This window comes from Mesorhizobium sp. P3_A8, from assembly GCF_056402995.1.
Window position 1 is genome coordinate 367867 of sequence record NZ_JBFUGI010000007.1, and the last position, 25786, is coordinate 393652.

The window sequence follows — 25786 nt, forward strand, 5'->3', positions numbered from 1 at the left end:
CAGCCCGACCGGGTGTATCTCACGCCGTCTTGGCGATCACCGTTTCGCTGAGCCATGTGCCGATCTTGGCGCCGAGGCGATCGGGCGAAACCGGCTTCGGCAGATAGTCATCCATGCCGGCCTCGATGCACTTGTCGCGATCGCCCTTCAGCGCATGCGCGGTGACGCCGATGATCGGGATGTGGCCGCCCGATGAGGCCTCGATCGCCCGGATGGCGCGGGTTGCCTCGTAGCCGTTCATCTCCGGCATCGAGACGTCCATCAGGATCAGTTTCGGATGCAGCGACCGGTACATCTCGACCGCCGTCCGGCCATTGCCGGCAATGCGGTAGCTCAGGCCGAGCCCATTGAGGATCTGGCCGAACACCAGCTGGTTCACGTCGTTGTCCTCGGCGATGAGGATGTCGATCGGGCCGTTGGGCGTGGCGGTCGATTCCGGTGCGGTCGCGACCGGTATTGCGGGGCCACGGATGACGGTGAAGGCCGGCGGTGCCGGCTGCGGCATCGGCTGGACCGGCTCGCGGACGAAATGCGCCTTGCCGACCTGTGAGCGGGCCTTCTGGATGACCGAGATGACCGTGCCGAGCAGGACCGCCGAGCGCGCCGGCTTGGTCAGATGCGCTGATATGCCGAAGTCGATGATCATCTTGCCGAAATCGACCTGGTCGACCGAGGTCAGGATGACGATCGGGATGGCCGACAGCCGGCTGTCGGCGGCGATGGCCCGGGCGACATCGGCGCCGTTCATGCCAGGCATCTGGTAGTCGAGGATGATGCAGTCGACGCTGGCGCCCAACTGGCAGGCGCGATCGAGGAAGGCCAGCCCCATGGCGCCGCTTTCAGCCGCAGCGCAGTCGAAGCTCCAGCTCCTGAGCTGCTCGAGCAGGATCTCGCGGTTGACCGGATTGTCGTCGATGACCAGCACGCGCGCGCCGGTGACGTCGACCGGCACGATCGCGTCGCGCGCCTCGGCATGGTGCACGGGCAGCGGCACTCCGAACCAGAAGACGGAGCCGCGTCCGATCTCGCTCTCGACACCGATCTTGCCAGCCATCAAATCAACAAGGCGGGCGGCGATGGCAAGGCCAAGGCCGGTGCCTTCGTGGCGGCGGGTGGAGGAGCCATCGACCTGCGCGAATTTCTCGAACACGTTCTGCAATTTCTCGGCCGGAATGCCGATGCCGGTGTCTTCGACGCGCAACTTGAGCTGGACGACGCCGTTGACGGTTTCGCCGCCGACATCGATCAGCACATGGCCCTTCTCGGTGAACTTCACCGCGTTGCCGACCAGATTTGTGACGATCTGCCGGAAGCGGCCGGCGTCGCCGATGACATGGGCCGGCAGGCGCGGATCCACACGCACGATCAGTTCGAGGTTTTTTTCGGCGACACGCGCCGAGACCAGCGTCGCCACATCCTCGACCGCTTCGGTAAGGCGGAAAGGGGCAGGGTCCAGCGTCAGCTGTCCGGCATTGATCTTGGAGAAATCGAGGATGTCGTTGATGATGGTGAGCAGCGCATTGCCGGATTTGACGATGACTTCGGTGAAGGTCTTCTGGCGTGGGGTCAATTCGGTCTTGGCCAGGAGTTCGGCCATGCCGAGCACGCCGTTCATTGGCGTGCGGATCTCGTGGCTCATATTGGCCAGGAATTCAGACTTGGCGCGGTCGGCGGCCTCGGCCTTGAACAGGGATTCGGCCGATTGGGCAAAGGCGTGGCGGATCGCCTGTTCCATCGGTCGGAAGACCCAGAAAGCGACGATGGCCAGGACAGCGAACAACAGGCCGCTCGCCCACAGCAGCAACCGGTCGCTGGAGGCGTCGGCCAAATGGCGCTCGTCGTCCATGGCGGTGCGGACGCGGACCAGCATCGGCTGGACGAACAGGTCGTTCTGGTTGCGGATTTCCCGATAGCTCCATTCATCGGCCTTCTGCGCCACCGACATCAGGTTGAAGTTGCGCACCATGTCGTGCGCCGACCAGAACAGGTCGCCGTTCACCGATGCGGTTTCGAGTTCGCTGATGGTCTGGGCCGACAGGCGTGAGCGTATCGCGGCGAACTGGGCGGTCAGCGTGTCGATCTCGCCGGTCAGGCGTTCGGAATGGTCGCGCGCCGAAGCGGTCAGCGCGTCGCGCGTTTCGTTGCGCCAGGCGGATCCGGTTGTCTCGGCAAAGCTGGTCGCGTTGCGCAGGTCGCGGGTGAAGACGACGAGGTTGCTGCTCAGCGCATCGATCTCATGACGGAAGGAATTGACACGGTTGAGCGCAACCATGACGGCCGTGGAAGCCAGCGCGAAAATCAGCAATCCTGAAAGATAGCGAATCCGGACAAACCGGATGAAGGAAGAATATTCCGGCATGCGCAACCCCAACACATACGCATTATTTTAACGACCGGGATTACGCTTCATTTACATTAAGATTTCGTTCGCCCGACCGGCTTGTTGGTTTGCAGCAAGCCAATGCAATGTTCCGGCGGACACAGTCATCCGCCGGCCAGGGGGAACTCGTTGGCGATCGTGACGTGATGGTGGATGCGGCCCTCGAAGTATCTGGTCAGAACGGCCTCGGTCGCGGCGCGCGATTCAGCGCGGACGGGGCTGGCAAGGGCCGCGTCGACGGCCGCCATGTCGCGATAGTTGATCGCCAGGATCAACGGGAATTCCGGCGCGCCGTCGTCACGCTTTTCGGCGAAGCTGACGCGCACGTCGAGCGCGCCGGGGAACGCCTTCCACTTTGGCAGCACGGTGTCGAGGACAGCCTGGCGGAATGCCGGGGTCTCACCGTCCTTCACCTTGCCTTCAAACAACGCATAGCGCGTGATCATGTCTCGTTCTCCTGGTCGTTGTTGCGTTGGAAGAATTCCATCAATGCGGCCTGATCCTCGCCGCCCAGCCCGGCCGCCGTCAGCAGCCGGTGTATTTCGGCGCAGACGGCCGTCAGCGGCATCGCCGTGTGTGTGCGCCGCGCCAGATCCTGTGCGGCGTTGAGATCCTTGACCATGTTGTCGATGCGGCCCGTGCGCCGGTAGTCGCGAGTGGCGAAACGGGGCAGATATTCCTGCAGGATGGCGCTGTCGGCGCGGCCGCCTTTCAGGGCCTGCGGGATCTTCAGCACGTCGACGCCGGCGTCGATCGCCAGCCGCGTCGCTTCCGCCACGGCCATGAAATTCAGCGCGCACAGCACCTGGTTGACCAGCTTGGTCGTCTGGCCGGCGCCGGCCGGTCCCATATGGGTGTAGTTGGCCGACACGTGGCGCAGCACCTCGTGCGCGTCGGCGACGTCCTGCGTTTCGCCGCCGGCCATCAGTGTCAATTCCCCGGTCGATGCTTTCGGCGCGCCGCCGGAGAGCGGACTGTCGACCCAGCGCAGCCCTTTCTCACTTGCGTCGGCCGCCAGCTGGCGAGTGGCGTCGGGGTCGATGGACGACATGTCTATGATCAGCGTGCCGGGCTTCGCCCCGGCAGCCACGCCGCCCTCGCCGAACACCGCGCGGCGCACGATCGCCGCTGAATTGAGGCTGAGGATGACGCAGTCGGCAGCGCCGGCGGCCGCGGCCGCAGTCACCGCAGCCGCGGCGCCCTTGGCGACCAACGCCGCCACCTTGGCTTTGTCGAGATCGAACACCAACAGGCGATTGCCGGTGGCGAGCAGGCGCTCGCCGATCGCCCCGCCCATGGCGCCGGCGCCGATCAGTGCGATGGTCTTGGTCATGACGGTGGAACCCCGATCCTGGCTGTTATGTCGGCAACAATCCGGTCGAGCGGCGCGTCAATCGCTATGGCGATCGCGTTCTCGTCCTTTCCCGGCACCTCCAATGTCGCGAACTGGCTGTCGAGCAGGCTTGTCGGCATGAAGTGACTGGTGCGCTCGCGCATGCGCCGGGAAATCAGTTCGCGCGAACCGTCGAGATAGATGAACAGGACCGGTGCTCCGGCCCGTTCGATGATGAAATCGCGATAGGCCCGCTTCAGCGCCGAGCAGCCGACGATGGCCCGCGTGGTTCCCGGCTTCAGGATTTCGCCGACCCGCGCCAACCACGGCCACCTGTCGGCATCGATAAGCGGGATGCCGGCGCTCATCTTGGCGATGTTGGCGTCGGGATGCAGCAGGTCGCCGTCGACGTATTCCGCGCCGATCGCGCGGGCGAGTGCCTCGCCGATCGTTGTCTTGCCCGAACCGGCAACGCCCATGACGACCATGCGGCGCGACGGATCAGATTGAAGCTGTGATACCGCCATCGACATAGAGGATGTGCCCGTTGACAAAGGATGAGGCGTCGGAGGCCAGGAAGACACAGGCCCCCACCAATTCTTCGACCTTGCCCCAGCGGCCGGCCGGCGTGCGCTTTTCGAGCCATCCGCTGAATGCCGGGTCGGCGACCAATGCCGCATTGAGCGGCGTGTCGAAATAGCCGGGTGCGATGGCGTTGCATTGCAACCCATGTTTGGCCCAGTCGGTCGCCATGCCCTTGGTCAGGTTGCCGACCGCGCCTTTCGTCGCCGTGTAGGGGGCGATGCCCGGGCGGGCGAGCGCGGTCTGCACGCTGGCGATGTTAATGATCTTGCCGCGGCCGCGCCTGATCATGTGGCGCCCGACCGCTTGGCCGACATGAAAGACGCTGGCGATATTGGTCTGCAGCAGGCGCTCGAACGCATCGGCGGGAAAGTCCTCCAGCGGCGTGCGGAACTGCATGCCGGCATTGTTCACCAGTATGTCGATCGGCCCACTGGTTAGCTCGAAAGCGTCGATGGCGGAGCGCACCGCGTCATGGTCGGTCGCGTCGAAGGCGAGTGTTCGCGCCTCTTGTATCCGCGCCGCAGCCTCGGCGAGCTTTGCCTCGTCGCGGCCATTGAGGATCACTTCTGCACCGGCTTCGGCCAGCCCCTTGGCCAGCGCAAAGCCGATGCCCTGGGAGGAGCCGGTAACGAGCGCCATGCGCCCGGTGAGATCGAATATATTGGACGACATTTTTCCGATTGCCTCTCGTCGCTGAGCGTCTTATGTTATCGATAACATCATCTGTCAAGTCAAGTGGAGCGAATACCGATGCAGCGGCCTCACATCCTTCAGGTTGGACCCTATCCCGCGTGGGATGAAGAGCCGCTCAACGAAGCCTTCACAGTGCATCGCTACTTCGCGGCCGACGACAAGGCGTCGTTCCTCGGCGAGGTCGGTCCGCTTGTGCGCGGCATCGCCACGCGCGGCGAGCTCGGTGCGAACCGCGCCATGATCGAGGCCTGCCCTTCGCTCGAGGTCGTTTCCGTCTACGGCGTCGGTTTCGACGCGGTCGATCTCGCGGCATGCCGGGAACGCGGCGTGCGCGTCACCAACACGCCGGACGTGCTGACCAATGACGTCGCCGATCTCGGCATCGCCATGATGCTGTGCCTGTCGCGCGGCATGATCGGCGCCGAACGCTGGGTGCGCGACGGCAGCTGGGCCGCGAAGGGGCTCTACCCGCTCAAGCGCCGCGTCTGGGGCCGGCGTGCCGGCGTGCTCGGCCTCGGCCGTATCGGCTACGAGGTGGCCAAGCGTCTCGCCGGCTTCGGCATGGACATCGCCTACAGCGACGTCGCGGCGAAGGACTTCGCCTCGGATTGGACGTTCGTCGCCGATCCGGTCGAGTTGGCCAGGCGTTCGGACTTCCTGTTCGTGACGCTTGCCGCTTCGGCCGCGACGCGCCACATCGTCAACAAGGATGTGATCGCCGCGCTCGGCGAGGACGGCATGCTGATCAACATCTCGCGCGCTTCCAACATCGACGAGGAGGCGCTGCTCGATGCGCTCGAGAAGAAGGTGCTTGGCACCGCCGCGCTCGATGTTTTCGAAGGCGAGCCGAAGCTCAATGAGCGCTTCCTGGCGCTCGACAATGTGCTGCTGCAGCCGCACCATGCATCCGGCACCGTCGAAACGCGCAAGGCTATGGGCAAGCTTGTGCGCGACAACCTTGCCGCCCATTTCGCCGGCCAGCCGCTGCTTTCGCCGGTGCTTTAGCCTTGTCTTACTCAGATCCGAACGGAAAACCGTCATACACTTTTCCTGGAATTGCCCGAGGAGTTCGCTAACCATGAAGTCGATCGTCATCCACGCCGCCAAGGACCTGCGCATCGAGGACCGGCCGGTCGAGGCGCCGGGCCAGGGTCAAGTGCTGCTGCGGCTGGCCACCGGCGGCATCTGTGGCAGCGACCTGCATTACTACAATCACGGCGGCTTCGGTACGGTGCGGCTGAAGGAGCCGATGATCCTCGGCCATGAGGTCTCCGGCGTCATTGAGAAGGTCGGTCCCGGCGTCGACGGGCTGCAGCCCGGTCAGCTGGTCGCGGTCTCGCCGTCGCGGCCCTGTTACAGCTGCCGATACTGCCGGGAAGGGATGCACAACCAGTGCCTCAACATGCGCTTCTATGGCAGCGCCATGCCGTTCCCTCATATCCAGGGCGCGTTCCGTGAAATGCTGGTGGCGGACGCGCTGCAATGCGTGCCGGCGGACGGGTTGAGCGCTGGCGAGGCGGCGATGGCCGAGCCGTTGGCGGTCTGTCTCCACGCGACGCGCAGGGCTGGTGAGATGCTCGGCAAGCGCGTTCTGGTGACCGGCTGCGGGCCGATCGGCCTGTTGTCGATCCTCTGCGCGCGGCGCGCCGGAGCCGCCGAAATCGTCGCCGTCGACATCACCGATTTTACCCTGTCCATGGCCATGCGTGCGGGCGCCGACAGGACGATCAACACACGAACCGATCCAGACGGGCTGGCACCCTATCTCGCCGACAAGGGGACGTTCGACATCCTCTATGAATGCTCGGGCGCGGCGGCGGCGCTGGCGCAAGGCATCGCTGCGCTGCGCCCGCGCGGCACCATAGTTCAGCTCGGCCTCGGCGGCGCCGAGATGGCACTGCCGATGTCGGCAGTCACCACCAAGGAACTGTCCATCAACGGGTCGTTCCGCTTCCATCCTGAATTCGCCGTGGGTGTCGAGTTGATGCGCAAGGGGCTCATCGACGTAAAGCCTCTGATCACCCACACCGTAGCATTCGCCGAGGCGCTGTCCGGCTTCGAAATCGCCAACGACCGCAGCCAGGCGATGAAAGTTCAGATCGCCTTCGCGTGAGTCACGGCGGTGCGTTGCATTCCGTCGTGATATCGATAACGTACGGCCATGCAGCCTTCGCCAAAACGGCCCACCATGGCCGATGTCGCCAGTCGCGCCAACGTCTCGACGATGACCGTGTCGCGCGCCTTCAAGCGCGATACCTCGGTCAGCGCCGACACGCGCGACCGCATCATGCGGGCAGCGGAAGAGCTCGGCTATGTCTTCGACAGCATCGCCGCCAATTTGTCGTCGCGCCGGTCCGGTTTCGTCGCGGTGACGATACCTTCCATCAACAACGCCAATTTCGCTGATACGCTACGCGGTATGACCGAGGGTCTGCGCGACAGCGGATTGGAAATCCTGCTCGGCTTCACCGACTACAATGTCGAGGAGGAGGAGCGCCTTGTCGGCCAGTTGCTGCGGCGGCGGCCGGAAGCGATCATCGTCACCGGCGGCCGGCATACGCCGCGCTGCCGCAAGATGCTCGAGAATGCCGGTGTCCCGGTCGTCGAGACCTGGGACCTGCCGGATGATCCGATCGGTCATGTCGTCGGCTTCTCCAACGCCGAAGCCGGGCGGCTGATGGTCGATCATTTCGTCGCGCGCGGTTACTCGAGGCTTGGCTTTATCGGTGGCGACACATCGCGCGACACGCGTGGTCTCGATCGCCGGCGTGGTTTCGTCGCGGCACTGCAGGACCGCGGCCTCGACGCCTCGCGCATTATCGCCTCCGGCGTGCCGCCGATATCGATGCGCGAGGGCGCCACCGCCATGGTCGAGATGATCTCGCGCTGGCCGGACACGCAGGCGGTGATGTGCGTGTCGGATCTTTCGGCTTTCGGTGCGCTTATGGAATGCGTGCGGCGCGGCATCCGTGTCCCCGAGGACGTCGCGATCGCTGGCTTCGGCGCCTATGACCTCGCTGAGCAGTCGGTGCCATCGATCACCACGATCGATGTCGACGCGCATGAGATAGGCATCCGTGTCGCCGAACTCGTGCTCGACCTGCTCAATGGGCGCCATGCGCCTGACGACCGGGTGATCGTCGGCATGACGCCGAAGGTGATCGCGCGCCACACCGCTTGAGCTTCGGCGAAAACATAACGGCCGGCGGGATGACCGCCGGCCGTTGACTGCGTGTTGGGACGGGTGACGCCGTCGGCGCCTATTTGCCCCAGATCTTCTTGTACGCGTCGCGGTAGCCGTTGCCGGGGTCGAAGGCATTGTTGGGACCGCCGTCAAACTCGACATTGTCCGCCGTCACGACGTGCAGTGGTGACAGATAGCCGGACCATTTTTCGCCGGCGATGGCGCGGTTGAGCTCATCGACCAGTTGCCAACCCTGCAGGTTGAGCGGCTCGGCGACTGTGACCTTCTGGAACTGGCCGGCACGGATGCGCTGATAGGCCGATTCCGAGCCATCACCGGCGGCGACATTGATCGGCGCGTCGGTGCCCGACTTGCCGGCCGCCGCCAGCGACGGGCCCATGAAGTCGAAATAGAGGTCGTTGATGGCTAGCGAGTGCGTCCACTGGTCGCCGTATTTCTGCAGCAGCGAGGTGGTAAGCTGCGGCATACGCTGCGAGGTCTCGGCGATCGGCGTGTCGACATATTCGAGCACCTTGCCGCCCAGCCGCTCGATCTCCGCCTTCATCTTGTCGGCCTTGGCGATGGCGATGGCGTAGGTCGAATCGGTGAAGATGATGACGCCGGGCTTGCCTTTGGCATCGGCATAGGCCCAGTCGGCCGCAGCGGTGGACACCTGCATCGCGTCGGTCGAGACGTTGGCGAAGACGCCGTTCTTTTCGTCGGGGCCGATCACCGGTCCGGCATGCCAGGAAACCAGCGGAATGCCGGCCGCCTTCGCCTGTTCCAGGGCCGGCGCCTGCTCGACCGCGTCGAAGCCGTTGATGACGATGCCATTCGGCTTTAGCGCCATGGCTTGGCCGAAGGCGGCGGTGCGGCCGCCGATCGATCCGGCGCCGTCGATCACCTTGACTTCCCAGCCGATCGCCTTAGCCGCCTCCTGGACACCGTTGGTGACGCCGAGAATGCCACCATTCTTGAGGTCGCCGGCGAGCACCACGATCGTCTTGCCCGGCTGTGCCTTCGGCCCGGTGGTCGGGCCGTCCCAAGTGGTGACCTTCTGGGCGTATTTCTGCACGACCGCCATGGCGTCGGCCATGGCGTCGGCGCGAGCCTGGCCGGCAAACAGGCCCGGCGCGGCGATGGTCATCGCGAGTAGGGCGATGGACGATTTCAAGAATGTTCTGCGTTGCATGGTGGTACCTCCCTTGGTTTCAAAAATTCGTGGCCTTCCGGCCGAGCGTCAGCGTCATGTCACCGTGCCGAGATGTCCTGCCACCGGACCCGACCCGGCTGGATGCGCGTTGACATAGATGGAATAGAGCGACGTCTGCGCGGTGATGTAGAGCCGGTTCCGACTCGGGCCGCCGAAGCAGACGTTGGAGACAAATTCCGGAACCAGGATGCGGCCGATCAGCGTACCGTCCGGCGAGTAGACGCGGACCGAATCGGCGCTGGAGGCCCAGATGTTGCCGTCTCGATCAACGCGGAAACCGTCGAAGATGCCTGCTTCGCATTCGGCAAAGATGCCGCGTGCCTGGGTCGAACTGCCGTCGGCCGCGACATCATAGGCCCTGATGGCGCGCGGCAGGCCGGGCACATGGCTCTCGCCACTGTCGGAGATATAGAGGATCTTTTCATCAGGTGAGAAAGCCAGACCGTTGGGCTGGACGAGATCGGTGACGATCGCGGTGGCCTCGCCGGCGGCTTCGTCGAACCGGTAGACATAGGATCCGCCGATCTCCGGCCTGGAGATCGTGCCTTCATAGTAGCCCTCGATGCCGTAGACTGGATCGGTGAACCAGACCGTCCCGTCGGATTTGACGACCACGTCGTTAGGCGAATTGAGCCGCTTGCCCTTGACGGTCTCGACGAGGGTGCGCCAGCGCCCATCATGCTCGAGCCGGGAGATGCGCCGTCCACCTTGCTCGCAGGCGACGACGCGGCCTTCGCGATCAAGTGTGTGGCCGTTCTGGTTGTTGCAATGCGTCTGGAAGACGCTGACGGAACCGTCGCCTTCGTCATAACGCAGCAGCCGGTCGTTGGGGATATCCGACCACAGCAGATGCCTTGCGGCCGGGACATAGACCGGTCCTTCCGCCCAGCGGCTGCCGGTCCACAACCGTTCGAGCCTGGCATGCCAGATCGTCAGCTTGCGGAACCGATCGTCCAGAATCTCGTAGTCGCTCATGCAATGGTATCCCAGATACCTATGGAGAGCCGGCGATCCCGATGATCGCCGGTCCCGTGGGTTGCGATCAGGCAACGCCCCAGATCTTCTTGTACTCGTCCCGGTAGCCATTATCGGGATCGAAGACATTCTTTGGGCCGCCGTCGAACTCGATGTTCTCCTTGGCCACGACATGCAGCGGCGTGACATAGCCGGACCATTTCTCGCCGGCGAAAGCCCGGTTCATCTCGTCGATCAACTGCCAGCCTTGCAGACTGAGCGGCTCGGCGACGGTCACCGCCTGGTACTGGCCGGTGCGGATGCGTTGATAGGCCGATTCCGACCCATCGCCAGCCGCTACCGACTTAGGGGCGCCGTCGCCGGGAACTCCCGCCGAGGCGAGAGCCGGCCCCATGAAATCATAGTAGATATCGTTGATCGCCAGTGAATGCGTCCATTGGGCGCCGAAGCGCTGCAGCAGCGACACTGTCAGCTGACCCATACGATTGGAAACATCGGCAATGGGCGTGTCCTCGTAGGAAAGCACCGTGCCGCCTAGCTTCTCGATCAGCGCCTTCATCTTCTCGGATTTGGCGACCGCGAAGGTGTAGTTGCTGTCGGTGAAGATCACCACGCCCGGCTTGCCGCCGGCGTCGAGATAGGCCCACATTGCCGCGGCGGTCGGCACGCCAGACGGATCGGTGGTGACGTTGACCTTGATGCCGGTGCCTTCGATCGGCCCGATAACCGGTAGAGAATGCCACGAGATCAGCTGGATGCCAACCTTGTCGGCCTGCTCGAGTCCGGGCTTCTGCTCGGTCGGGTCGAGGCCGACGACCAGGATGCCGTCAGGCTTGAGCGTGATGGCCTGGTCAAGGGCGGCGGTGCGGCCCGAGACCGTGCCGACGCCGTCAAGCACGCGGATATCCCAGCCGATAACCTTGGCGGCCTCGCTGGCGGCGTCTATGGTGCCGCGCACGCCGCCATTCTTCAAATCGTTGGCCACGATGGCGATGATCTTACCCTTGGTGGCCTTTGGACCGGTGGTCGGCCCATCCCACTTGTCCTGCCGCGATGCATATTTGGCGATGATGGCCTTGGCGTCATCCATCGAATCCGCCAGCGCGATCCGGGTAAAGACCGGCAGCGAAACGCCAAGCGCTGCGGCCTGTAAAAGAAACTGCCTGCGATCCATTGTTATTTTCCTCCCAATTGGTTGCCTTCCGGTCACTTCGCGGCTTGTGCAACAGTCTTGATCTTGGCTCTCTGGGCGGCGCCGCGCTTGCGCTGGGCGTAGCCGGCAATGCCGATGGCAACGAGCAGCGTCACGCCGTTGAACAGAGGCTCGACGAAGAACGAGCCGCCAAATTGCTGGATGCCGGAAATGCCGACTGCAAGGATGATGACGCCCGTCATCGTGCCCCAGACATTGACGCGCCCGGGCTTGATGGTGGTCGAGCCGAGAAAGGCGCCGACCAGAGCGGGCAGGAGATATTCGAGCCCGACACTGGCCTGGCCGATGCGCAGCTTGGAGGCGAGCAGCACCCCTGTCAGCGCCGTCAGAAAACCCGATGAGACGAAGGCGCCGATGACGAAGCGGCGCACTGGAATGCCGTTGAGGGCGGCGGCCTTGGGATTGGCGCCGATGGCATAGATGTAGCGGCCGATCGGCAGATACTCGAGGATGATCCACAGCGCGACGGCGATGCCCAGAACGTAGAGGCCGGTGATCGGCAGCCCGAACACCATGGTGCCGTTGAGCGCGTAGAAGCCGTTGGGCAGCACGCCGACAACCTGCCGGCCGCCCGTGTGCCAAAGCGCCAGCGCATAGAGCACGGTGCCGGTGCCGAGCGTGGCGATGAAAGAATCGATGCGGGCGACTTCGACCAGCAGTCCGTTGAGGAAGCCTGTCGCGGCGCCGAGAAGCAGCACGATCATCACCGCCAGCGGCCACGGAATGCCGAACATGGTCTGCAGGCTAATGGCCAGGATATGCCACAGCACGATGCCGTAGCCGACGGTGAGGTCGATGCGACCGGACGCCATCGGGATCATCGCCGCCAGCGACAGGAGCGCAATGATCGCCTTGTCGGAGATGATCGAGCGCAAATTGAGCAGTGTTGGAAACGTGTTGGGTAGCAGGATCGAAAACAAAACGATCAAAAGCACGGTCAGGATCACCAACCCATAGACCGGCAGCAGCCGGATGATCTTCTGCCCGGGGGACAGATTTGCCATCTCACCGCGGGTCGGTTCGAGTGCACTGGATTCGATCGATTGCATGGGCTCGCTCCCAGAAAAAATCAGGCGGCTTCGGAAGCCGATGCCGCGGTGATCACGGCGGATGTGGTGAGGTCGTCGCCGATGAGTTCACGCACGATTCGTCCGCGCGAAAACACCAAGGCACGGTGGCAGATATGGGCGATCTCCTCGAAATCGGTCGACACGACGACGACGGCGAGACCGGCTTCGAGCGCATGGCCGATCAGACGGTAGATCTCGGCCTTGGCGCCGACATCGACGCCGGCGGTCGGATCCTCGGCGATCAGCAAGGTGCGGCCGGTGTGGAGCCAGCGCCCGACGACGACCTTCTGCTGGTTGCCACCTGACAAAGCCTCGATCGGCAGGTTGGGATCGTTGGGGCGCAGCCCGACCGAGCCGCCAATCACTTGCGCCAGCGCGGCCTCCTTGTGTGGCGCCAGGAAGGAGAACAGGCCTCGCTTGCCGGCACCGGGATTGAGGAAGCTGTTTTCGCGGATCGAAAGGGAGCCCGCGATCGATTCTTCGGTCCGGTCACGTGCGATCAGACCGACGCCGGACGACATCGCAGCGATCGGGCTCGACAGATCTGGCGTCATATCGTTGATCGTCACCGAACCTGAAAATGCCTGGCAGCCGAACAGGGCGCGACCGATCATTTCCTGCCCGGCGCCGCGCAGCCCGACCAGGCCGAGCAGTTCACCTTTGCGCACGTCGAAAGACACCGGACCGGCGCCGGCGCAGATCAGGTCGCGGACAGCGCAGATCGTCTTGCCGACCTCGGTCTGCGCCTTGGTGAAAACCTGGCTTACCGGGCGGCCGACGATCATCTCGACGAGTTCGTCCGGCTTGGTGTCGGCGACCTTCTTCTGGCCGATAAGCTTGCCGTCGCGCAGCACGGCGACGCGGTCGGCGATGCGGAAAATCTCGTCGAGGCGGTGCGAGACATAGATCATGCCGACACCGCGCTGCTTGAGCGGGCGGATTGCATCGAACAGGCGGTCGACTTCGTCGGCCGGAAGGCTGGCGGTCGGTTCGTCAAGCACCAGCACATCGGCTTCGGTGGCGAGCGCGCGGGCGATGGCGACCAGCGACTTTTCGGTGCGAGTCAGATCCTGAACGCGCGTCGTTGGGTCGAAGTCACAGCCGACCAGCTTCAGCGCCTCGCGCGCCCGCTCCTCGGTGGAACGCCAGTCGATCAGGCCTGAGCGCAGCGAAAACCCCTGGGCGAGGCCAACATTCTCGCCGACGGTCATCCATTCGATCAGACCGAGATCCTGGTGGATGAAGGCAACGGACTGACGCTGGTTCGGCTGCGGCGGGCGATGGTGATAGGGCTCGCCGCGAAACAGAATGCGGCCGCCATCCGGCCGGTAGATGCCGGCGAGCGTCTTGATCAGCGTCGACTTGCCAGCCCCATTCTCGCCCAGCAGCGCCACGATCTCGCCCTCTTGAACGTCGAGCGAGACCGATTTCAGCGCCATGGTGCCGCCGAAGTGCTTGGTGATGTCGATGAACTCGATGAGCTTGGGTCGCATTTTCTGGCCTCCTCCCAAGCCAAACAATCGGACTGAACTGCGACCAATGTTATCGCTAACATTTTTGCACGTCAAGTCTTGAAAACTGCTCCCCGCGAAGGCTAACGATAGGCCGGTTTCATGGAGGACAAGGCATGTTCGGAGACATAGAGGGCGCAGGCTTCGAGGTTCTCGATGAGCGTTTCGAGAGCTGTTTCGTCGGCCATGTGGCGGTCGAGCGGCTGTGGACGGGCGGGCGCTGGCTGGAGGGCCCGGCATGGTTCGCGGCCGGGCGGTATCTGGTGTTTTCGGACATCCCGAACGACCGCGTCATGCGCTACGACGACACCAATGGCGTGGTCTCGGTGTTCCGCTCGCCGTCCAGCAATGCCAACGGCAACACCGTCGACACCGAGGGGCGGCTGGTGACCTGCGAGCACCGGGCGCGGCGCGTCACCCGCACCGAGCATGACGGGTCAATCACCGTCATCGCCGACAGTTTCGAGGGCAAACGGCTGAATTCGCCCAATGACGTGGTGGTACGATCGGACGGCACGGTGTGGTTTTCCGATCCGCCCTACGGCATCGCGACCGACTATGAGGGCGACCGCGCTGAGCAGGAGATCGAGGGCTGCCACGTCTACCGCGCCGACCCTGCAACGGGCGCGGTGACACGCGTCGTCTCGACGATGGCGAAGCCCAACGGCCTCGCCTTTTCGCCGGACGAGACCATCCTCTATGTCGGTGACACCGGTGTCACACACCAGAAGGACGGACCCAGACACATCCGCAAGTTCGCCGTCGAGGGCGCCTCACTGAAAGAACTCGGCGTCTTCGCCCCCTGCACGGCCGGGCTGTTCGACGGGTTCAGGGTGGATATGTCAGGCCGGGTATGGGCAGGTGCCGGAGACGGCGTCCATTGCTTCGATGCCGACGGCACGCTGATCGGCAAGATCCGCATTCCGGAGACGGTGGCGAACCTGACCTTTGGCGGCCCGAAGCGCAACCGCCTGTTCATCACGGCACGGCAGTCGCTCTATTCGGTCTTCGTCGTGGCGAATGCCGCGGGGCGGGGGTAAACCTGCCTGCCTTGCCAGGCCGGTTGTTCGAACCTCAACTCAGCTCTTGCGGGTGGCGATGAAGGTCGCGGCTTCCTTCAGCAGCGCTGCCTTGTCGCCATAGGGTTCGAGCAGCGCGTGCGCTTGGTCAACGAGGCCGTGAAGCTGGCTGCGCGCCCAGTTCACGCCGTGCAGCGCCACCAGCGTTCCCTTGCCGGCGGCGGCGTCCTTGCCGGTCGCCTTGCCCATCTGGCTGGTGTCGGCGGTCAGGTCGAGCAGGTCGTCGGCAAGCTGGAAGGCAAGGCCGATCGCGGAGCCGAATTCGGCCAGTCTTTCGCGGTCTTCGGCCGAAGCGCCGGCGATGATGGCGCCCGCTTCGCAGGCGAAGCGGATCAGCGCGCCGGTCTTCATCGCCTGCAGCCTTATGATGCCGGACTCGTCGGGCGGTGTCTGTTCGGCTTCGAGGTCGAGCTTCTGGCCGCCGACCATGCCGCCGGCGCCTGCGGCGCGGGCAAGCGCCAGCACCAATGCCGCTCGTCGCTCGGCCGGCAGCACGGTCGCCTCGCCGGCGATGATGTCGAAGGCCAGCGTCAGCAAGGCGTCGCCGGCCAGGATGGCTGTCGCTTCGTCGAATGCCTTGTGCACGGTCGGCTGGCCGCGGCGCAGGTCATCGTCGTCCATCGCCGGCAAATCGTCATGGATCAGCGAATAGCAGTGCACGCATTCAAGTGCGGCCGCGACGCGTAGCGCGGCTTCGCCATCGGCGGAAAACAGGGCAGCACTTTCCATGACCAGGAAGGGACGAAGGCGCTTGCCGCCGTTCAGCACGCCATGCCGCATCGCCGACATCAGCCGCTCGGGTCGCGCGATCTCGCCCGACAGCGGGCGGTCGTCGAGCAACCGCCGCAGCAGCACCTCGACGGCGGCCGCCCGCCTGATGAGCGCCATTTCGAACGCCATTTCGTCGTCATTCGTCATGGCCGGGAGCGGTAGCCGACACTCAGACGTTGCGCAAGAAGGCAAGCGCCATTATGCCGGAGCAGGCAGATATACGGGTTGGGCGGCTTGGCGGAACCGATCGTCGATCATGAAACCGAAGAGCTGGACATGGCGACGAGATCGCGCGGCGTGAACCGCCGCAGTCTCAGGCGCTGGGTCCGGCGCGGCATTGTCGTGGCCGCCGTGCTGGCATTGATCCCGACAGTGCTGACCTTTCTTTACCTGCCGTCCTTCGTGCATCCGGTGTCGACGCTGATGCTGAAGGACCTGGCGACCTTCTCCGGCTATGACCGGCGCTGGGTGTCGATCGACGATGTCGCGCCGGTATTGGCCCATTCGGTCATCATGTCGGAGGATGGGCAGTTCTGCTTCCACCGCGGCGTCGATCTCGGTGAATTGCGCGGCGTCGTCGACGATGCGCTGGCCGGCGAGGCGACGCGCGGTGCCTCGACCATCACCATGCAGACGGTGAAGAACCTTTTTCTCTGGTCGCGCCCACTAGGCACCGTGCGCAAGGTCGTCGAACTGCCGCTGGCGGTCTATTTCGACGCGGTGATGTCGAAACGCCGCATCATGGAAATCTATCTCAACATCGCCGAATGGGGGCCGGGCATCTATGGCATTGAGGCCGCGGCACAGCATCATTTCGGCATTTCGGCAAAACAACTGTCGCGCCGGCAGGCGGCACTGCTTGCCGTCACCTTGCCCAATCCGATCGCCCGCAATCCGGCAAAACCCGGCCCGGGCTTGAGAAGGTTGGCCAATCTGATCGAGCGCAGGGCTGGCCGCTCTGGCGCCTATGTCGGCTGTCTCGAGTAGGTGTGTCGATGTTCAGGTGATGCCGGCCTGCAAACGGTGGATATCTGCGCTTCCCCGTTTCTACTGCGTCGCAGTAGAACTGAGCTCACGTACGAAAAGTACGCTCCGCTCCGGTTCTCGCTATCCATCGCTTTCGGCTTGGCCTGACCTGAACCTCGATACACCCTAACCTAGCCAACTCAAAAAAGTTCGAGGTAGCGCTGGCCAAAACGGCACAGGGCGTGTATAGGCACCCGACTTTCTCAGATTTAGGCCCCGACATGGCCCTTTCACGAGGGCGGGCGGGGCTTTTGACCATGTAGTGGAGCATATCCATGGCCGTTCCGAAACGCAAAACTTCTCCGTCCAAGCGCGGCATGCGCCGCTCGGCCGACGCCCTTAAGGCCCCGACCTATGTCGAGGACAAGAATTCCGGCGAAATGCGCCGCCCGCACCACATCGACCTGAAGACCGGCATGTATCGCGGTCGCCAGGTGCTGACCCCCAAGGAAAGCTGAGACCAGCTTTTCCCAAGGTTTGAGTTATAAAAAAGACCGGCCTCTGGCCGGTCTTTTTGCGTTTGGCGGCCCAATGGCTCGCTGCCGAAACTCGGCCAGTCATCACCGTCTCTCCAAGCCTCTGCCATTGATGCCTGCGGCCTCTGTTTGGCAGTCGACCACGCCGGGCCAAATGCCGAGCCGGAGCCATGTCAGCCGGGTAACCGGCTGACATGGTTGTTGCATCCGGTCTTCGACCGTGTAGGCGGCTTTTTACGAAAAATCTTGACGGCGTGCCCGTGGCGCATTCTACAGAAGGTGCCCCCATATGGAGACGCCAGATGTTCGGTGCCGTCCCGCTTTTGATCGTGCCTTTCATTCTCTACAATCTCGGCCTGCTCGGAATTTTCGGCGGCGGTGACGATCCGTGGGCGAGCGAGATCTTGTCGTTCCGCATGATGTCGGGCGGGGTGTTTTCGATGACGCTCGGCGATCTGATGATCCTGATCGGGCTGATCTTCCTGTTCGCCGAAATGGTGAAGTCAGCGCGCACGACCAGCGCCTCGATCATGGATCATCTCCTGTCGACGCTGGTCTTCGTCGCCTTCCTGGTCGAATTCCTGCTGGTCAAGGGCGCGGCGCACTCGATCTTCTTCACGCTGATGATCATCGCGCTGTTCGATGTGCTGGCCGGGTTCGCCGTGTCGATGCGGTCGGCGAGCCGGGACATCAACGTCAACTAGATCATTTCACCGTTTCACGGAAACGGCGAACTGCTCTAACTCTTTGTTTTGATGCAATTCCGGACGGAAAACCGCACACACTTTTCCTGGAATTGCTCTAGACTAAGGGCTCAGCCCGGATCGGCGGTGAAGCCGGCGGCCTCGATGCCGGCTATAGCCGCCGCCTCGTCATTGTCCGACGTGTCGCCTGATATGCCGACGGCGCCGATGATGGCGCCGGCCTTGTCGCGGATCAGCACGCCGCCGACGACCGGCAGCACGCGTCCGCCCGACACGTCGGAAATGCCGGCGACCAGATGCGGACGCTCCTTGGCTAAGGCCTCCACCTTGCGCGAGCCCATGCCGATGGCCAGCGCGCCATAGGCCTTGCCCGCCGACATTTGCGGGCGCAGGAACGAGGCGCCGTCCTGGCGCTGGAAGGCGACCAGATGGCCGCCGGCGTCGAGCACCGAGACGCCCAACGGCTTGAGCTTGAGATCGGCGCCTTTGGCGAAGGCGGCATCGATGATTTGCCTGGCTTTTTCGAGCGGCAGTGCGGTCATGGCAATCTCCTGTTGAAAGAGGCAATCATCGACGGCAGGCCGGCCGAAGCAATCCCGGTTTCGGTAGAAATTGCTTCTTGTGAAGCGGTGGGATGAAGGGCGGCTGTCTGTATGGCGCCGTCGGGCGGCGACAGGCGAGCTGCTCGGGTTACCGGAGAGCGGCGCGTTATTTCTTCTTGGCGCGGGCAGGCTTCTTGGCGGGCGCTGCCGGCGCGTTGGCGAGGTCGTCGGCTTCCTTGGCGAGGCGGAGCGCCCGCAGCTTGTCGGTCTTGGCCTTGCGGGCGTCGCTCTCTGCGGCATATTCCGCCATTGCCTTCTGGCGGACGGTCGCCGCTTCTTCCTGCTTCTTGAAGCGCAGATCTGCGCGCGCGCGGGCAGCATCCCGAGAGTTCTCAACCAAGACCTTATCCAATCCCGTGAATTGTGGTTTCGCTTGTTCTAGCAGAGCCGGCCTCTCAGCGGGAAAAATAGTTGGTTACGCAGCCGGGCTGGCGCTGAGAGCCTTGCTGGCGACCACGGCTTCATAGGCAGCTCGCAGGGTTGCGCGCACGGACGGGCCGGATGCCGTATCGAGCGGCGTACCCAGATGCTCATGGCGCAACTCGTCCATGAATTTCTCCCACAGTGGCGGTCCGCCCTTTTCCAGAAGCTCGGCGCGGATCGAGAGTTCCTCGCTGGTCGGCAGCCAGACCCGGCCCCAGGCGCCGAGATGGGCCAGGATCGGCACCAGCGTGATGGCCATCTCGGTCAGGCTGTAGATCGCCTTCTGCTTGTGTGAGGGGTCGTCGGCCTTGGTCAGCATGCCCAATTCCATCAGCCGTTTCAGCCGGTCGGCAAGGATGTTGGAGGCAATGCGTTCCATCGATCCGTTGAGCAGTTCGCGGAAATGGCGCCTGCCGCCGAAAATCATGTCGCGCAGGATGATCAGGCTCCAGCGGTCGCCGAACACCTCCAACGACAGGTTGATCGGACAGCCGGACCGGCGATCGAGGCTCATTCGATTCTCTCCACAAAAAACCGGTTGCATTATCGTATCGGTTTTATTATCGTGCAACCGATTGCAAAATGCAATCGGTTAAGGAGGCACTGTGATGACCGCGATTAATCGTCCCGAGATCATATCCGAAGCTTTCGGCGACCCGGCAAATCCCCCGCTGCTGCTGATCATGGGCGCGATGGCCTCGATGCTGTGGTGGCCGGAGGCATTTTGCCGGGAGCTGGCGGATGCCGGCCTGTACGTGATCCGCTACGACAATCGCGACACCGGCCGCTCAACCAAATATCCGCCGGGCAAGCCGCCCTACACATTCGACGACATGGCGGACGATGCGATCGGTGTGCTCGACAGCCATGGCATCGGCAGGGCGCATGTCGCCGGCATGTCGATGGGTGGGATGATCGCGCAACTTGTGGCGCTCAAGCATCCTTCCCGCGTCGCGTCGCTGGCCGTGATCAGCAGTTCACCGGTGGGAATGGACACCTCGCATCTGCCGCAGACGATCGACGCCTATATCGAGCATTCGGCCGAGGGTGGTGATGTCGACTGGTCGGACCGCCGCCAGGTGATCGACTTCATGGTCAGGGATGCCAGGGCGATCGCCAGCACCGCGCACCCGTTCGACGAGGCCGGGATGAGAGCCTTCATCGAACAGGATTACGACCGCTCCGGCGGGTTCCTGAGCGCAACCAATCATTTTTCGCTCAAGGGCGGTGATGACTGGAAGGGCCGCTTGCCAGAGATGGCGGCGCCGCTGCTGGTCATCCACGGCACATCAGATCCGATCTTTCCGGTCGAACACGGCGAGATGCTGGCCGAGACTGTCGCCGGCGCGAAACTTCTTCGCGTCGCAGGCGGCGGCCATGAGTTGCATCCGCAAGACTGGCCGGCGCTGGAAGCAGCCATCGTCGCGCATATCAGGTCCAATTAAGTCTTCGCCGGTAGGCCTTGACGGGCAAGGCTCATCGCAATAGTTAAGGAAATACTTCAGTGTTGACTTTGGCGACGCACAGCACCCGCCCATCGATGAACCAGAAACAGACGAGCACAGAATGTCCCTGACGCTGCATTTCCATCCGCTGGCCTCCTTCTGCTGGAAGCCGCTGATCGCGCTCTACGAGAATGGTACGGCCTTCAATCCGGTCATTGTCGATCTCGGCGACGAGCAATCGCGCGCGGCCTTCCTGAAGATATCGCCGACCGGAAAGATGCCGGCGCTGCGTGACGATGCGCGCGACCGCACGGTGCTGGAATCGACCATCGTCGTGGAATATCTGGCCGCGCACTATCCGGGGCCGGTCGAGCTCGTTCCCGCCGACATCGACCTGGCGCTGACGGTCCGCCAGGCCGACCGCTTCTATGATTTCTATGTGCAGGAGCCGATGCAGAAGATCGTCGGCGACCGGCTGCGGCCGCAGGACAAGACCGATCCGTTCGGTGTCGATCAGGCGCGGGGCCAACTGCGCAATTCCTACGCCATCATCGAAAAGGAGATGCAGTCGAGGATTTGGGCGGTGAGCGATGCCTTCACCATGGCCGATTGCGCGGCATCGCCCGCGCTCTTCTACGCCAATAAGGTCGAGCCGTTCGGCGACAAATATCCAGCCGTGAAGCGCTATCACGACCGGCTGCTGCAGCGCCCCGCTTTCGCCAGGGTGATCGAGGAGGCGCAGCCCTACTTCAAGTTCTTCCCCTACAATAACGGCTGACCGCGATGCTGCACGATCCCGCCCAGCTCGACCTGATGTTCCAGGCGCTTGCCGATCCGGCACGGCGGCAGATGGTCGACCGGCTGTCGCGCGGCCCCGCTTCGGTCAGCCAACTGGCCGAGCCGCTGGCGATGTCGCTGTCGGCCGTCGTCCAGCATCTCAACGTGCTGGAGGCGAGCGGCCTGGTGCGCTCGGAAAAACTGGGGCGCGTGCGCACCTGCCAGATCGAGCCGAAGGCGCTGAGGGCGGCCGAGCACTGGATCAATGAGCGGCGTCTCGCCTGGGAGCGCCGGCTGGATCGGCTCGGCGATTTCCTGGCGCAAACCAAAGACGAAACATGAAGGAGGCTTCAGTGAGCCAACGATCCGTCGTCCATTCCACCTTTGTCGTCGAGCGCTTCTATCCGGCGGCGCCAGCAAGGGTCTTCTTTGCGTTCAGCAGCCCAGATGCCAAACGGCGCTGGTTCGTGGATCCCCACGACCCGATGCCCAGCCGGCATGAAATGGACTTCCGTGTCGGCGGCAAGGAGGTCAATGCCGGATGCCCGAGCGATGGGCAGATGCATTTCTTCAACGCGGTCTATCAGGACATCGTGCCGGACCAGCGCATCGTCTACAGCTATGAGCTGCTGTTTGGTGAAACCCGCGTCTCTGTGTCGCTGGCGACGATCGAGCTTGTGGCGGAAGCAGGGGGCACGCGGCTGGTGATGACGGAACAGGGCGCCTTCTTCGATGGTCACGACACCTCAGCCACGCGTGAGCATGGAACGGGTGAACTGCTCGATGGGCTCGGCGCCTTCCTGAAAGTACAAGCCTGACCATCGTGGCGATGTTGATGATAAGGGCGAGTGAATCAGGCTTCCCAGAATTGATCGAGCCAGATGTTGAGTTTCAGGAAGCCGGAATTGCTTACTGTATAGACACGCCGCGTGCCTTCAGCCTTGGCGTTGACCAGTCCGGCGTCGAGCAACACTTTCAGATGCTGTGAAACGGCCGGGCGTGAGACTGGCAAACCGGCGGCCAACTCGTTGACGGTTTTCGGGCCGCGTCGAAGTTCTTCCAGAAGATGGCGCCGATTGGGGTCGGCGATCGCCATGAAGGCGTCGGAAAACATCATCCCTCATTTGTGAGGCAAAGTTTTTCGAATCTCAACTGTTTGCTTCTGCTTTTCTTCTTGGGTCAAGCCGCAATGCTTCGGGGGTCACGGAGCGGTCGGCTGGTTGCGTCTTGAACGCATCGCGATCGCCGATCGGCACCGGAGCGCGGCGGCTGATGCGCAGCAGCGTGTAGCCGGCGAGGCAGAGATGCGCGAAGGCGGTCGCCAGGAAGAGGCCCTCCGGGCGCATCCAGCCCATCAGCGCCGCCGCCAGCAAAGGCCCGATCATGGTGCCGAAGCCGTAAAGCAGCAGCAGTCCGCCCGATACCTTGACGAAGTCCTCCGACCGCGCGTGGTCGTTGGCATGTGCCACGGCGATCGAATAGAGCGTGTAGGCGAAAGCGCCGTAGGCGGCGGTCAAGACAATGACGAAGACGGCTGAGCGCGGTTCGAACAGGAAGATCAAGAGCGCGACCAACGCCCCGCCAAAGGCGGCACCGGCCAGCACGTAACGTCTGTCGGTCTTGTCGGACAGGCGCCCGGCCGGCAGTTGCATGGCCGCGCCGGCAACGACCACAAGGCTCATCATCAGGGCGATCTCGGGCGTGGAAATGCCGATGCGCGCACCGTAGACGGCACCCAGCGTGCCCCAGGCGCCGTTGGCGATGCCGACCAACAGGCAAGCGACCGCCGACACCGGCGAGTTGGCGTAGAGCCCTTTGACGTCGAGCTTGACGTCCTGCAGCGGTTTGGGATGCGAGGCCGTCGAAACGGCGGTCGGGATCAGCGACAGGCAGAACAGGATGCCGGTGATCATGAACAGCGACGCCGATTTCACGTCGCCGCCGGCGACGATCATCTGGCCGCCCATGATCGAGGCATAGGTCACCATCATATAGAGGCCGAAGACGGTGCCGCGGTTCTCGTTGGTGGCTTTCTCGTTCAGCCAGCTTTCGATGACCATGAAGGCGCCGGCCATGGTGAAGCCTGTGAAGGCTCGCAACAGGATCCAGACATATTCATCGATGATCAGCCCGGTGAGCAGCGCCACGATGGCACCGGACGCGGCAAAGGCGCCGAAGGCGCGCACATGTCCTGCGCGGCGCACAAGGCGCGGCGCGAAGAAGCAGCCGGTGACGAAGCCGCCTGCCCAGGCCGTACCCATCAGGCCGAGCGACGCGGTCGAGAAGCCCTCCAACTGGCCGCGCAGGGGCAACAGCAGCCCATGCAGACCCGATGCCGCCAGCAGGAAGGCCGTGCCGCGAAGCAGGGAGAGGATCGGCCTGTAGGATGCGAGCATTTTTTGATCCGGCTGGACTCTGGAAGGGATGGCAGGTCTGAAGACAGTCGCATTCGGGCTTTTCGGCGGCGCGCCGCTCCGCCCGCCTGCCTATCCGCGGCGGAACAGCGCCTCGGCGGCCGATTTGGTGTTGTCCTTGGCCTTGAGCTCCGCCTCCAGCCGGGTGATTTCGTCGCGCAGGATGCCGATACGCTCGGAGAGTTCGCCGACGGAGAGCAGCGACAGGTCCTGCCCGATTTCGTGCGGACGCGCTTTCTTCTTGGGTTCGTCGTCGAAGATCGCCATCGTTGCTCCTCCTCCGCCACACCAGATTGGCCATTTGCCTGATTTGGCAATGAGCATACATAGGGCAGGGGCGTCGATGCAAACAGCCGGTAAGAATGCGGCGAGGAAAGACGGAAAACTTCATGGCGAGCGGACAGAAAATTCCGGCAACGATGACGGCGATCGCGATTTCGGAGCCGGGCGGTCCACGGGTGCTGAAACCGGAAACGCGCGATGTGCCGCAGCCCGGCCCCGGCGAAATCCTGATCAAGGTGCACGCCGCCGGTGTCAACCGGCCCGACGTACAGCAGCGCAAGGGCGCTTATCCGCCGCCGCCCGGCGCATCGGACCTGCCGGGCCTCGAAGTGTCGGGCGAAGTGGCGGCCCTTGGCGACGAGATATCGCGCTGGCGCATTGGCGACCGGGTCTGCGCGCTGACCCCGGGCGGCGGCTATGCCGAGTATGTCAAGGTTCATACCGGCAGCGTGCTGCCGCTGCCGGCCGGCTTCACCCACACGGAGGCCGCGGCGGTGCCGGAAAACTATTTCACCGTCTGGCACAATGTGTTCGAGCGCGGCGGCCTGACGAAGGGTGAGACGCTGCTGGTGCATGGCGGCTCGTCCGGCATCGGCACCACGGCAATCCAACTGGCTTCCGCCTTCGGCGCCTATGTGATCACCACCGCCGGCAGCAAGGAGAAATGCGACGCCTGCCTGAAGATCGGCGCCGACCGCGCGATCAACTATCGCGAAGAGGATTTCGTCAAGGCGGTCAAGGAGGCGACGGACGGCAAGGGCGCCAATGTCATCCTCGACATGGTCGGCGGCGACTATGTCCAGCGCAATTGTGAGGCGGCAGCGGTTGAAGGACGCATCGTGCAGATTGCCGTCCAGGCCGGTGCCGTCGCCAGCGCAGACTTTTCCAAGATCATGGTCAAGCGGCTGACCCATACGGGTTCGACGCTGCGGCCGCGCACCGTCGAGTTCAAGGCGGCGATCGCGTCGGCGCTGGAGGCGCAGGTCTGGCCGTTGCTCGGCACGCGCAAGGTGGCACCTGTCATGGATATGATTTACCCGCTCTCGGATGCCTGGCGCGCGCATGAGCGGATGGAAGAGGGCGATCATATCGGCAAGATCGTGCTCGACGTCGGCTAATTCCTCGACGCTGGGGATTTGACCGGTTAGAGGCCTGTTGGCAGCCAAGTTTCATCGTTCGTTTCGGTGGACCCGTCTTGAACATGAAGGATTGGCCGGGGGCCTCTCCAATGTCGTCATCCTGGACGGAGCAGCCGCGAAGCGGCGTCGCGGAGACCCTGGGATCCATGCCGCGACCGCTGTCGAGGAATGCAGCGGTGCAGAATTTTGCACCGTAGCGGCACTTTGAAGTCACGGCATGGATCCTATGGTCTGCGCCGCGTCGCTTCGCTCCTTGCTCCGCCATAGGATTGTTTGAGAAGGATCGGGTAGTTTGGCGGCCGGGACTGCGGCCCATCACAGCCAGCAGTCCCGGCGGCAGGCGACCGCCCTTAGGACCGGGTAACACCCGACGTCATCATGGTCCCTGCCGTCTTTGTCCGCCATCGCTTGGAGAGTTGATTGGCCGCTGGCTTGCGCCACGCCCGCAAACAATCCGAAGCCTTAGAAGGATACCACCAGCATGGCCTTCT

The 25786-nt window shown here is 63.6% G+C and carries 29 protein-coding genes; 12 read left to right on the top strand and 17 right to left on the bottom strand.

What is annotated here, in order from left to right:
• Positions 1–19 precede the first annotated feature (19 nt).
• From AC1DX4_RS19255 to AC1DX4_RS19275, 5 genes are all read right to left on the bottom strand, one after another.
• The gene (locus AC1DX4_RS19255; protein WP_477221784.1) at positions 20–2359 is read right to left on the bottom strand and encodes a response regulator; all 2340 of its coding nucleotides are present in this window, start codon (positions 2357–2359) and stop codon (positions 20–22) included.
• A gap of 125 nt (positions 2360–2484) precedes the next feature.
• Positions 2485–2826 (bottom strand): hypothetical protein, encoded by a 342-nt coding sequence (locus tag AC1DX4_RS19260; RefSeq protein WP_477221785.1) that lies wholly within the window; start codon positions 2824–2826, stop codon positions 2485–2487.
• Positions 2823–3713, bottom strand: coding sequence for an NAD(P)-dependent oxidoreductase (locus AC1DX4_RS19265; protein WP_477221786.1), 891 nt, complete (start codon positions 3711–3713; stop codon positions 2823–2825). Before AC1DX4_RS19265 ends, AC1DX4_RS19260 begins: the two co-directional genes overlap by 4 nt.
• Entirely contained in the window at positions 3710–4246 is a 537-nt protein-coding gene (locus AC1DX4_RS19270; protein ID WP_477221787.1) for a gluconokinase, read from the bottom strand. Before AC1DX4_RS19270 ends, AC1DX4_RS19265 begins: the two co-directional genes overlap by 4 nt.
• A complete protein-coding gene (locus tag AC1DX4_RS19275; RefSeq protein ID WP_477221788.1) occupies positions 4215–4970 on the bottom strand; it encodes an SDR family oxidoreductase in 756 nt (251 codons plus the stop codon). Before AC1DX4_RS19275 ends, AC1DX4_RS19270 begins: the two co-directional genes overlap by 32 nt.
• Positions 4971–5048: 78 nt before the next feature.
• Between AC1DX4_RS19275 and AC1DX4_RS19280 the strand changes: the two genes are divergently transcribed.
• From AC1DX4_RS19280 to AC1DX4_RS19290, 3 genes are all read left to right on the top strand, one after another.
• Entirely contained in the window at positions 5049–5996 is a 948-nt protein-coding gene (locus AC1DX4_RS19280; protein WP_477221789.1) for a 2-hydroxyacid dehydrogenase, read from the top strand.
• Between the two features lie 73 nt (positions 5997–6069).
• Entirely contained in the window at positions 6070–7104 is a 1035-nt protein-coding gene (locus AC1DX4_RS19285) for an L-idonate 5-dehydrogenase (protein ID WP_477221790.1), read from the top strand.
• A 48-nt stretch (positions 7105–7152) separates the two neighbouring features.
• The gene (locus AC1DX4_RS19290; protein WP_477221791.1) at positions 7153–8172 is read left to right on the top strand and encodes a LacI family DNA-binding transcriptional regulator; all 1020 of its coding nucleotides are present in this window, start codon (positions 7153–7155) and stop codon (positions 8170–8172) included.
• A 79-nt stretch (positions 8173–8251) separates the two neighbouring features.
• On the opposite strand, the gene AC1DX4_RS19295 is transcribed toward AC1DX4_RS19290, so the two are convergent.
• From AC1DX4_RS19295 to AC1DX4_RS19315, 5 genes are all read right to left on the bottom strand, one after another.
• On the bottom strand, positions 8252–9322 hold the full coding sequence (locus tag AC1DX4_RS19295) for an ABC transporter substrate-binding protein (protein WP_477221821.1): 1071 nt from the start codon (positions 9320–9322) through the stop codon (positions 8252–8254).
• A 99-nt stretch (positions 9323–9421) separates the two neighbouring features.
• The gene (locus AC1DX4_RS19300) at positions 9422–10363 is read right to left on the bottom strand and encodes an SMP-30/gluconolactonase/LRE family protein (protein ID WP_477221792.1); all 942 of its coding nucleotides are present in this window, start codon (positions 10361–10363) and stop codon (positions 9422–9424) included.
• Between the two features lie 67 nt (positions 10364–10430).
• Positions 10431–11537 carry a substrate-binding domain-containing protein gene (locus AC1DX4_RS19305; protein WP_477221793.1) on the bottom strand — a complete coding sequence of 369 codons (1107 nt, stop codon included), beginning with the start codon at positions 11535–11537 and terminating at the stop codon, positions 10431–10433.
• A 32-nt stretch (positions 11538–11569) separates the two neighbouring features.
• Positions 11570–12625, bottom strand: a complete 1056-nt coding sequence (locus tag AC1DX4_RS19310) for an ABC transporter permease (protein WP_477221794.1) — start codon at positions 12623–12625, stop codon at positions 11570–11572.
• A 20-nt stretch (positions 12626–12645) separates the two neighbouring features.
• Positions 12646–14139: a sugar ABC transporter ATP-binding protein gene (locus AC1DX4_RS19315; protein WP_477221795.1), complete on the bottom strand. Its 1494-nt coding sequence runs from the start codon at positions 14137–14139 to the stop codon at positions 12646–12648.
• A 134-nt stretch (positions 14140–14273) separates the two neighbouring features.
• On the opposite strand from AC1DX4_RS19315, the gene AC1DX4_RS19320 reads away from it, so the two are divergent.
• Positions 14274–15197 carry an SMP-30/gluconolactonase/LRE family protein gene (locus AC1DX4_RS19320; RefSeq protein WP_477221796.1) on the top strand — a complete coding sequence of 308 codons (924 nt, stop codon included), beginning with the start codon at positions 14274–14276 and terminating at the stop codon, positions 15195–15197.
• A gap of 39 nt (positions 15198–15236) precedes the next feature.
• On the opposite strand, the gene AC1DX4_RS19325 is transcribed toward AC1DX4_RS19320, so the two are convergent.
• Positions 15237–16154: a polyprenyl synthetase family protein gene (locus AC1DX4_RS19325; protein WP_477221797.1), complete on the bottom strand. Its 918-nt coding sequence runs from the start codon at positions 16152–16154 to the stop codon at positions 15237–15239.
• Positions 16155–16232: 78 nt separating this feature from the next.
• On the opposite strand from AC1DX4_RS19325, the gene AC1DX4_RS19330 reads away from it, so the two are divergent.
• The 3 genes from AC1DX4_RS19330 to AC1DX4_RS19340 all read left to right on the top strand — a co-directional run bounded on the left by AC1DX4_RS19330 (position 16233) and on the right by AC1DX4_RS19340 (position 18213).
• Entirely contained in the window at positions 16233–16994 is a 762-nt protein-coding gene (locus AC1DX4_RS19330) for a biosynthetic peptidoglycan transglycosylase (RefSeq protein WP_477221798.1), read from the top strand.
• A 314-nt stretch (positions 16995–17308) separates the two neighbouring features.
• Complete coding sequence (gene rpmF, locus AC1DX4_RS19335; protein ID WP_008834724.1) at positions 17309–17491, top strand: 50S ribosomal protein L32; 183 nt, start codon at positions 17309–17311, stop codon at positions 17489–17491.
• Positions 17492–17811: 320 nt separating this feature from the next.
• A complete protein-coding gene (locus AC1DX4_RS19340; protein ID WP_477221799.1) occupies positions 17812–18213 on the top strand; it encodes a hypothetical protein in 402 nt (133 codons plus the stop codon).
• A 110-nt stretch (positions 18214–18323) separates the two neighbouring features.
• Here AC1DX4_RS19340 and AC1DX4_RS19345 read toward each other — a convergent pair whose 3' ends face one another.
• From AC1DX4_RS19345 to AC1DX4_RS19355, 3 genes are all read right to left on the bottom strand, one after another.
• Positions 18324–18755, bottom strand: coding sequence for a GlcG/HbpS family heme-binding protein (locus AC1DX4_RS19345; protein WP_477221800.1), 432 nt, complete (start codon positions 18753–18755; stop codon positions 18324–18326).
• A 166-nt stretch (positions 18756–18921) separates the two neighbouring features.
• Positions 18922–19155, bottom strand: a complete 234-nt coding sequence (locus AC1DX4_RS19350; protein ID WP_477221801.1) for a hypothetical protein — start codon at positions 19153–19155, stop codon at positions 18922–18924.
• A gap of 75 nt (positions 19156–19230) precedes the next feature.
• Entirely contained in the window at positions 19231–19752 is a 522-nt protein-coding gene (locus tag AC1DX4_RS19355) for a winged helix-turn-helix transcriptional regulator (protein ID WP_477221802.1), read from the bottom strand.
• Positions 19753–19846: 94 nt separating this feature from the next.
• Between AC1DX4_RS19355 and AC1DX4_RS19360 the strand changes: the two genes are divergently transcribed.
• The 4 genes from AC1DX4_RS19360 (at position 19847) to AC1DX4_RS19375 (ending at position 22278) form a co-directional block, all read left to right on the top strand.
• Entirely contained in the window at positions 19847–20683 is an 837-nt protein-coding gene (locus AC1DX4_RS19360) for an alpha/beta fold hydrolase (protein WP_477221803.1), read from the top strand.
• A gap of 121 nt (positions 20684–20804) precedes the next feature.
• Entirely contained in the window at positions 20805–21461 is a 657-nt protein-coding gene (locus AC1DX4_RS19365; protein ID WP_477221804.1) for a glutathione S-transferase family protein, read from the top strand.
• A gap of 5 nt (positions 21462–21466) precedes the next feature.
• Complete coding sequence (locus tag AC1DX4_RS19370; RefSeq protein ID WP_096451040.1) at positions 21467–21802, top strand: ArsR/SmtB family transcription factor; 336 nt, start codon at positions 21467–21469, stop codon at positions 21800–21802.
• An 11-nt stretch (positions 21803–21813) separates the two neighbouring features.
• Entirely contained in the window at positions 21814–22278 is a 465-nt protein-coding gene (locus AC1DX4_RS19375; protein ID WP_477221805.1) for an SRPBCC family protein, read from the top strand.
• Positions 22279–22313: 35 nt separating this feature from the next.
• Here AC1DX4_RS19375 and AC1DX4_RS19380 read toward each other — a convergent pair whose 3' ends face one another.
• From AC1DX4_RS19380 to AC1DX4_RS19390, 3 genes are all read right to left on the bottom strand, one after another.
• On the bottom strand, positions 22314–22577 hold the full coding sequence (locus AC1DX4_RS19380) for an ArsR/SmtB family transcription factor (RefSeq protein ID WP_027041916.1): 264 nt from the start codon (positions 22575–22577) through the stop codon (positions 22314–22316).
• 31 nt (positions 22578–22608) lie between these two features.
• Entirely contained in the window at positions 22609–23856 is a 1248-nt protein-coding gene (locus tag AC1DX4_RS19385) for an MFS transporter (protein WP_477221806.1), read from the bottom strand.
• Positions 23857–23946: 90 nt separating this feature from the next.
• On the bottom strand, positions 23947–24141 hold the full coding sequence (locus AC1DX4_RS19390) for a DUF1192 domain-containing protein (RefSeq protein WP_027059123.1): 195 nt from the start codon (positions 24139–24141) through the stop codon (positions 23947–23949).
• Between the two features lie 122 nt (positions 24142–24263).
• On the opposite strand from AC1DX4_RS19390, the gene AC1DX4_RS19395 reads away from it, so the two are divergent.
• Complete coding sequence (locus tag AC1DX4_RS19395; RefSeq protein ID WP_477221807.1) at positions 24264–25274, top strand: NAD(P)H-quinone oxidoreductase; 1011 nt, start codon at positions 24264–24266, stop codon at positions 25272–25274.
• Positions 25275–25786: the final 512 nt, after the last annotated feature.

What these genes read in the sequence shown, in the direction of transcription:
- AC1DX4_RS19275 (WP_477221788.1), bottom strand. Translation starts at nt 4,970, where the DNA reads ATGTCGTCCAATATATTCGATCTCACCGGGCGCATGGCGCTCGTTACC.
- AC1DX4_RS19365 (WP_477221804.1), top strand. Translation starts at nt 20,805, where the DNA reads ATGTCCCTGACGCTGCATTTCCATCCGCTGGCCTCCTTCTGCTGGAAG.
- AC1DX4_RS19265 (WP_477221786.1), bottom strand. Translation starts at nt 3,713, where the DNA reads ATGACCAAGACCATCGCACTGATCGGCGCCGGCGCCATGGGCGGGGCG.
- AC1DX4_RS19270 (WP_477221787.1), bottom strand. Translation starts at nt 4,246, where the DNA reads ATGTCGATGGCGGTATCACAGCTTCAATCTGATCCGTCGCGCCGCATG.
- AC1DX4_RS19325 (WP_477221797.1), bottom strand. Translation starts at nt 16,154, where the DNA reads ATGACGAATGACGACGAAATGGCGTTCGAAATGGCGCTCATCAGGCGG.
- AC1DX4_RS19315 (WP_477221795.1), bottom strand. Translation starts at nt 14,139, where the DNA reads ATGCGACCCAAGCTCATCGAGTTCATCGACATCACCAAGCACTTCGGC.
- AC1DX4_RS19305 (WP_477221793.1), bottom strand. Translation starts at nt 11,537, where the DNA reads ATGGATCGCAGGCAGTTTCTTTTACAGGCCGCAGCGCTTGGCGTTTCG.
- AC1DX4_RS19385 (WP_477221806.1), bottom strand. Translation starts at nt 23,856, where the DNA reads ATGCTCGCATCCTACAGGCCGATCCTCTCCCTGCTTCGCGGCACGGCC.
- rpmF (WP_008834724.1), top strand. Translation starts at nt 17,309, where the DNA reads ATGGCCGTTCCGAAACGCAAAACTTCTCCGTCCAAGCGCGGCATGCGC.
- AC1DX4_RS19290 (WP_477221791.1), top strand. Translation starts at nt 7,153, where the DNA reads ATGCAGCCTTCGCCAAAACGGCCCACCATGGCCGATGTCGCCAGTCGC.
- AC1DX4_RS19280 (WP_477221789.1), top strand. Translation starts at nt 5,049, where the DNA reads ATGCAGCGGCCTCACATCCTTCAGGTTGGACCCTATCCCGCGTGGGAT.
- AC1DX4_RS19395 (WP_477221807.1), top strand. Translation starts at nt 24,264, where the DNA reads ATGGCGAGCGGACAGAAAATTCCGGCAACGATGACGGCGATCGCGATT.
- AC1DX4_RS19355 (WP_477221802.1), bottom strand. Translation starts at nt 19,752, where the DNA reads ATGAGCCTCGATCGCCGGTCCGGCTGTCCGATCAACCTGTCGTTGGAG.
- AC1DX4_RS19340 (WP_477221799.1), top strand. Translation starts at nt 17,812, where the DNA reads ATGTTCGGTGCCGTCCCGCTTTTGATCGTGCCTTTCATTCTCTACAAT.
- AC1DX4_RS19300 (WP_477221792.1), bottom strand. Translation starts at nt 10,363, where the DNA reads ATGAGCGACTACGAGATTCTGGACGATCGGTTCCGCAAGCTGACGATC.
- AC1DX4_RS19390 (WP_027059123.1), bottom strand. Translation starts at nt 24,141, where the DNA reads ATGGCGATCTTCGACGACGAACCCAAGAAGAAAGCGCGTCCGCACGAA.
- AC1DX4_RS19380 (WP_027041916.1), bottom strand. Translation starts at nt 22,577, where the DNA reads ATGATGTTTTCCGACGCCTTCATGGCGATCGCCGACCCCAATCGGCGC.
- AC1DX4_RS19320 (WP_477221796.1), top strand. Translation starts at nt 14,274, where the DNA reads ATGTTCGGAGACATAGAGGGCGCAGGCTTCGAGGTTCTCGATGAGCGT.
- AC1DX4_RS19345 (WP_477221800.1), bottom strand. Translation starts at nt 18,755, where the DNA reads ATGACCGCACTGCCGCTCGAAAAAGCCAGGCAAATCATCGATGCCGCC.
- AC1DX4_RS19310 (WP_477221794.1), bottom strand. Translation starts at nt 12,625, where the DNA reads ATGCAATCGATCGAATCCAGTGCACTCGAACCGACCCGCGGTGAGATG.
- AC1DX4_RS19260 (WP_477221785.1), bottom strand. Translation starts at nt 2,826, where the DNA reads ATGATCACGCGCTATGCGTTGTTTGAAGGCAAGGTGAAGGACGGTGAG.
- AC1DX4_RS19255 (WP_477221784.1), bottom strand. Translation starts at nt 2,359, where the DNA reads ATGCCGGAATATTCTTCCTTCATCCGGTTTGTCCGGATTCGCTATCTT.
- AC1DX4_RS19360 (WP_477221803.1), top strand. Translation starts at nt 19,847, where the DNA reads ATGACCGCGATTAATCGTCCCGAGATCATATCCGAAGCTTTCGGCGAC.
- AC1DX4_RS19285 (WP_477221790.1), top strand. Translation starts at nt 6,070, where the DNA reads ATGAAGTCGATCGTCATCCACGCCGCCAAGGACCTGCGCATCGAGGAC.
- AC1DX4_RS19295 (WP_477221821.1), bottom strand. Translation starts at nt 9,322, where the DNA reads ATGACCATCGCCGCGCCGGGCCTGTTTGCCGGCCAGGCTCGCGCCGAC.
- AC1DX4_RS19370 (WP_096451040.1), top strand. Translation starts at nt 21,467, where the DNA reads ATGCTGCACGATCCCGCCCAGCTCGACCTGATGTTCCAGGCGCTTGCC.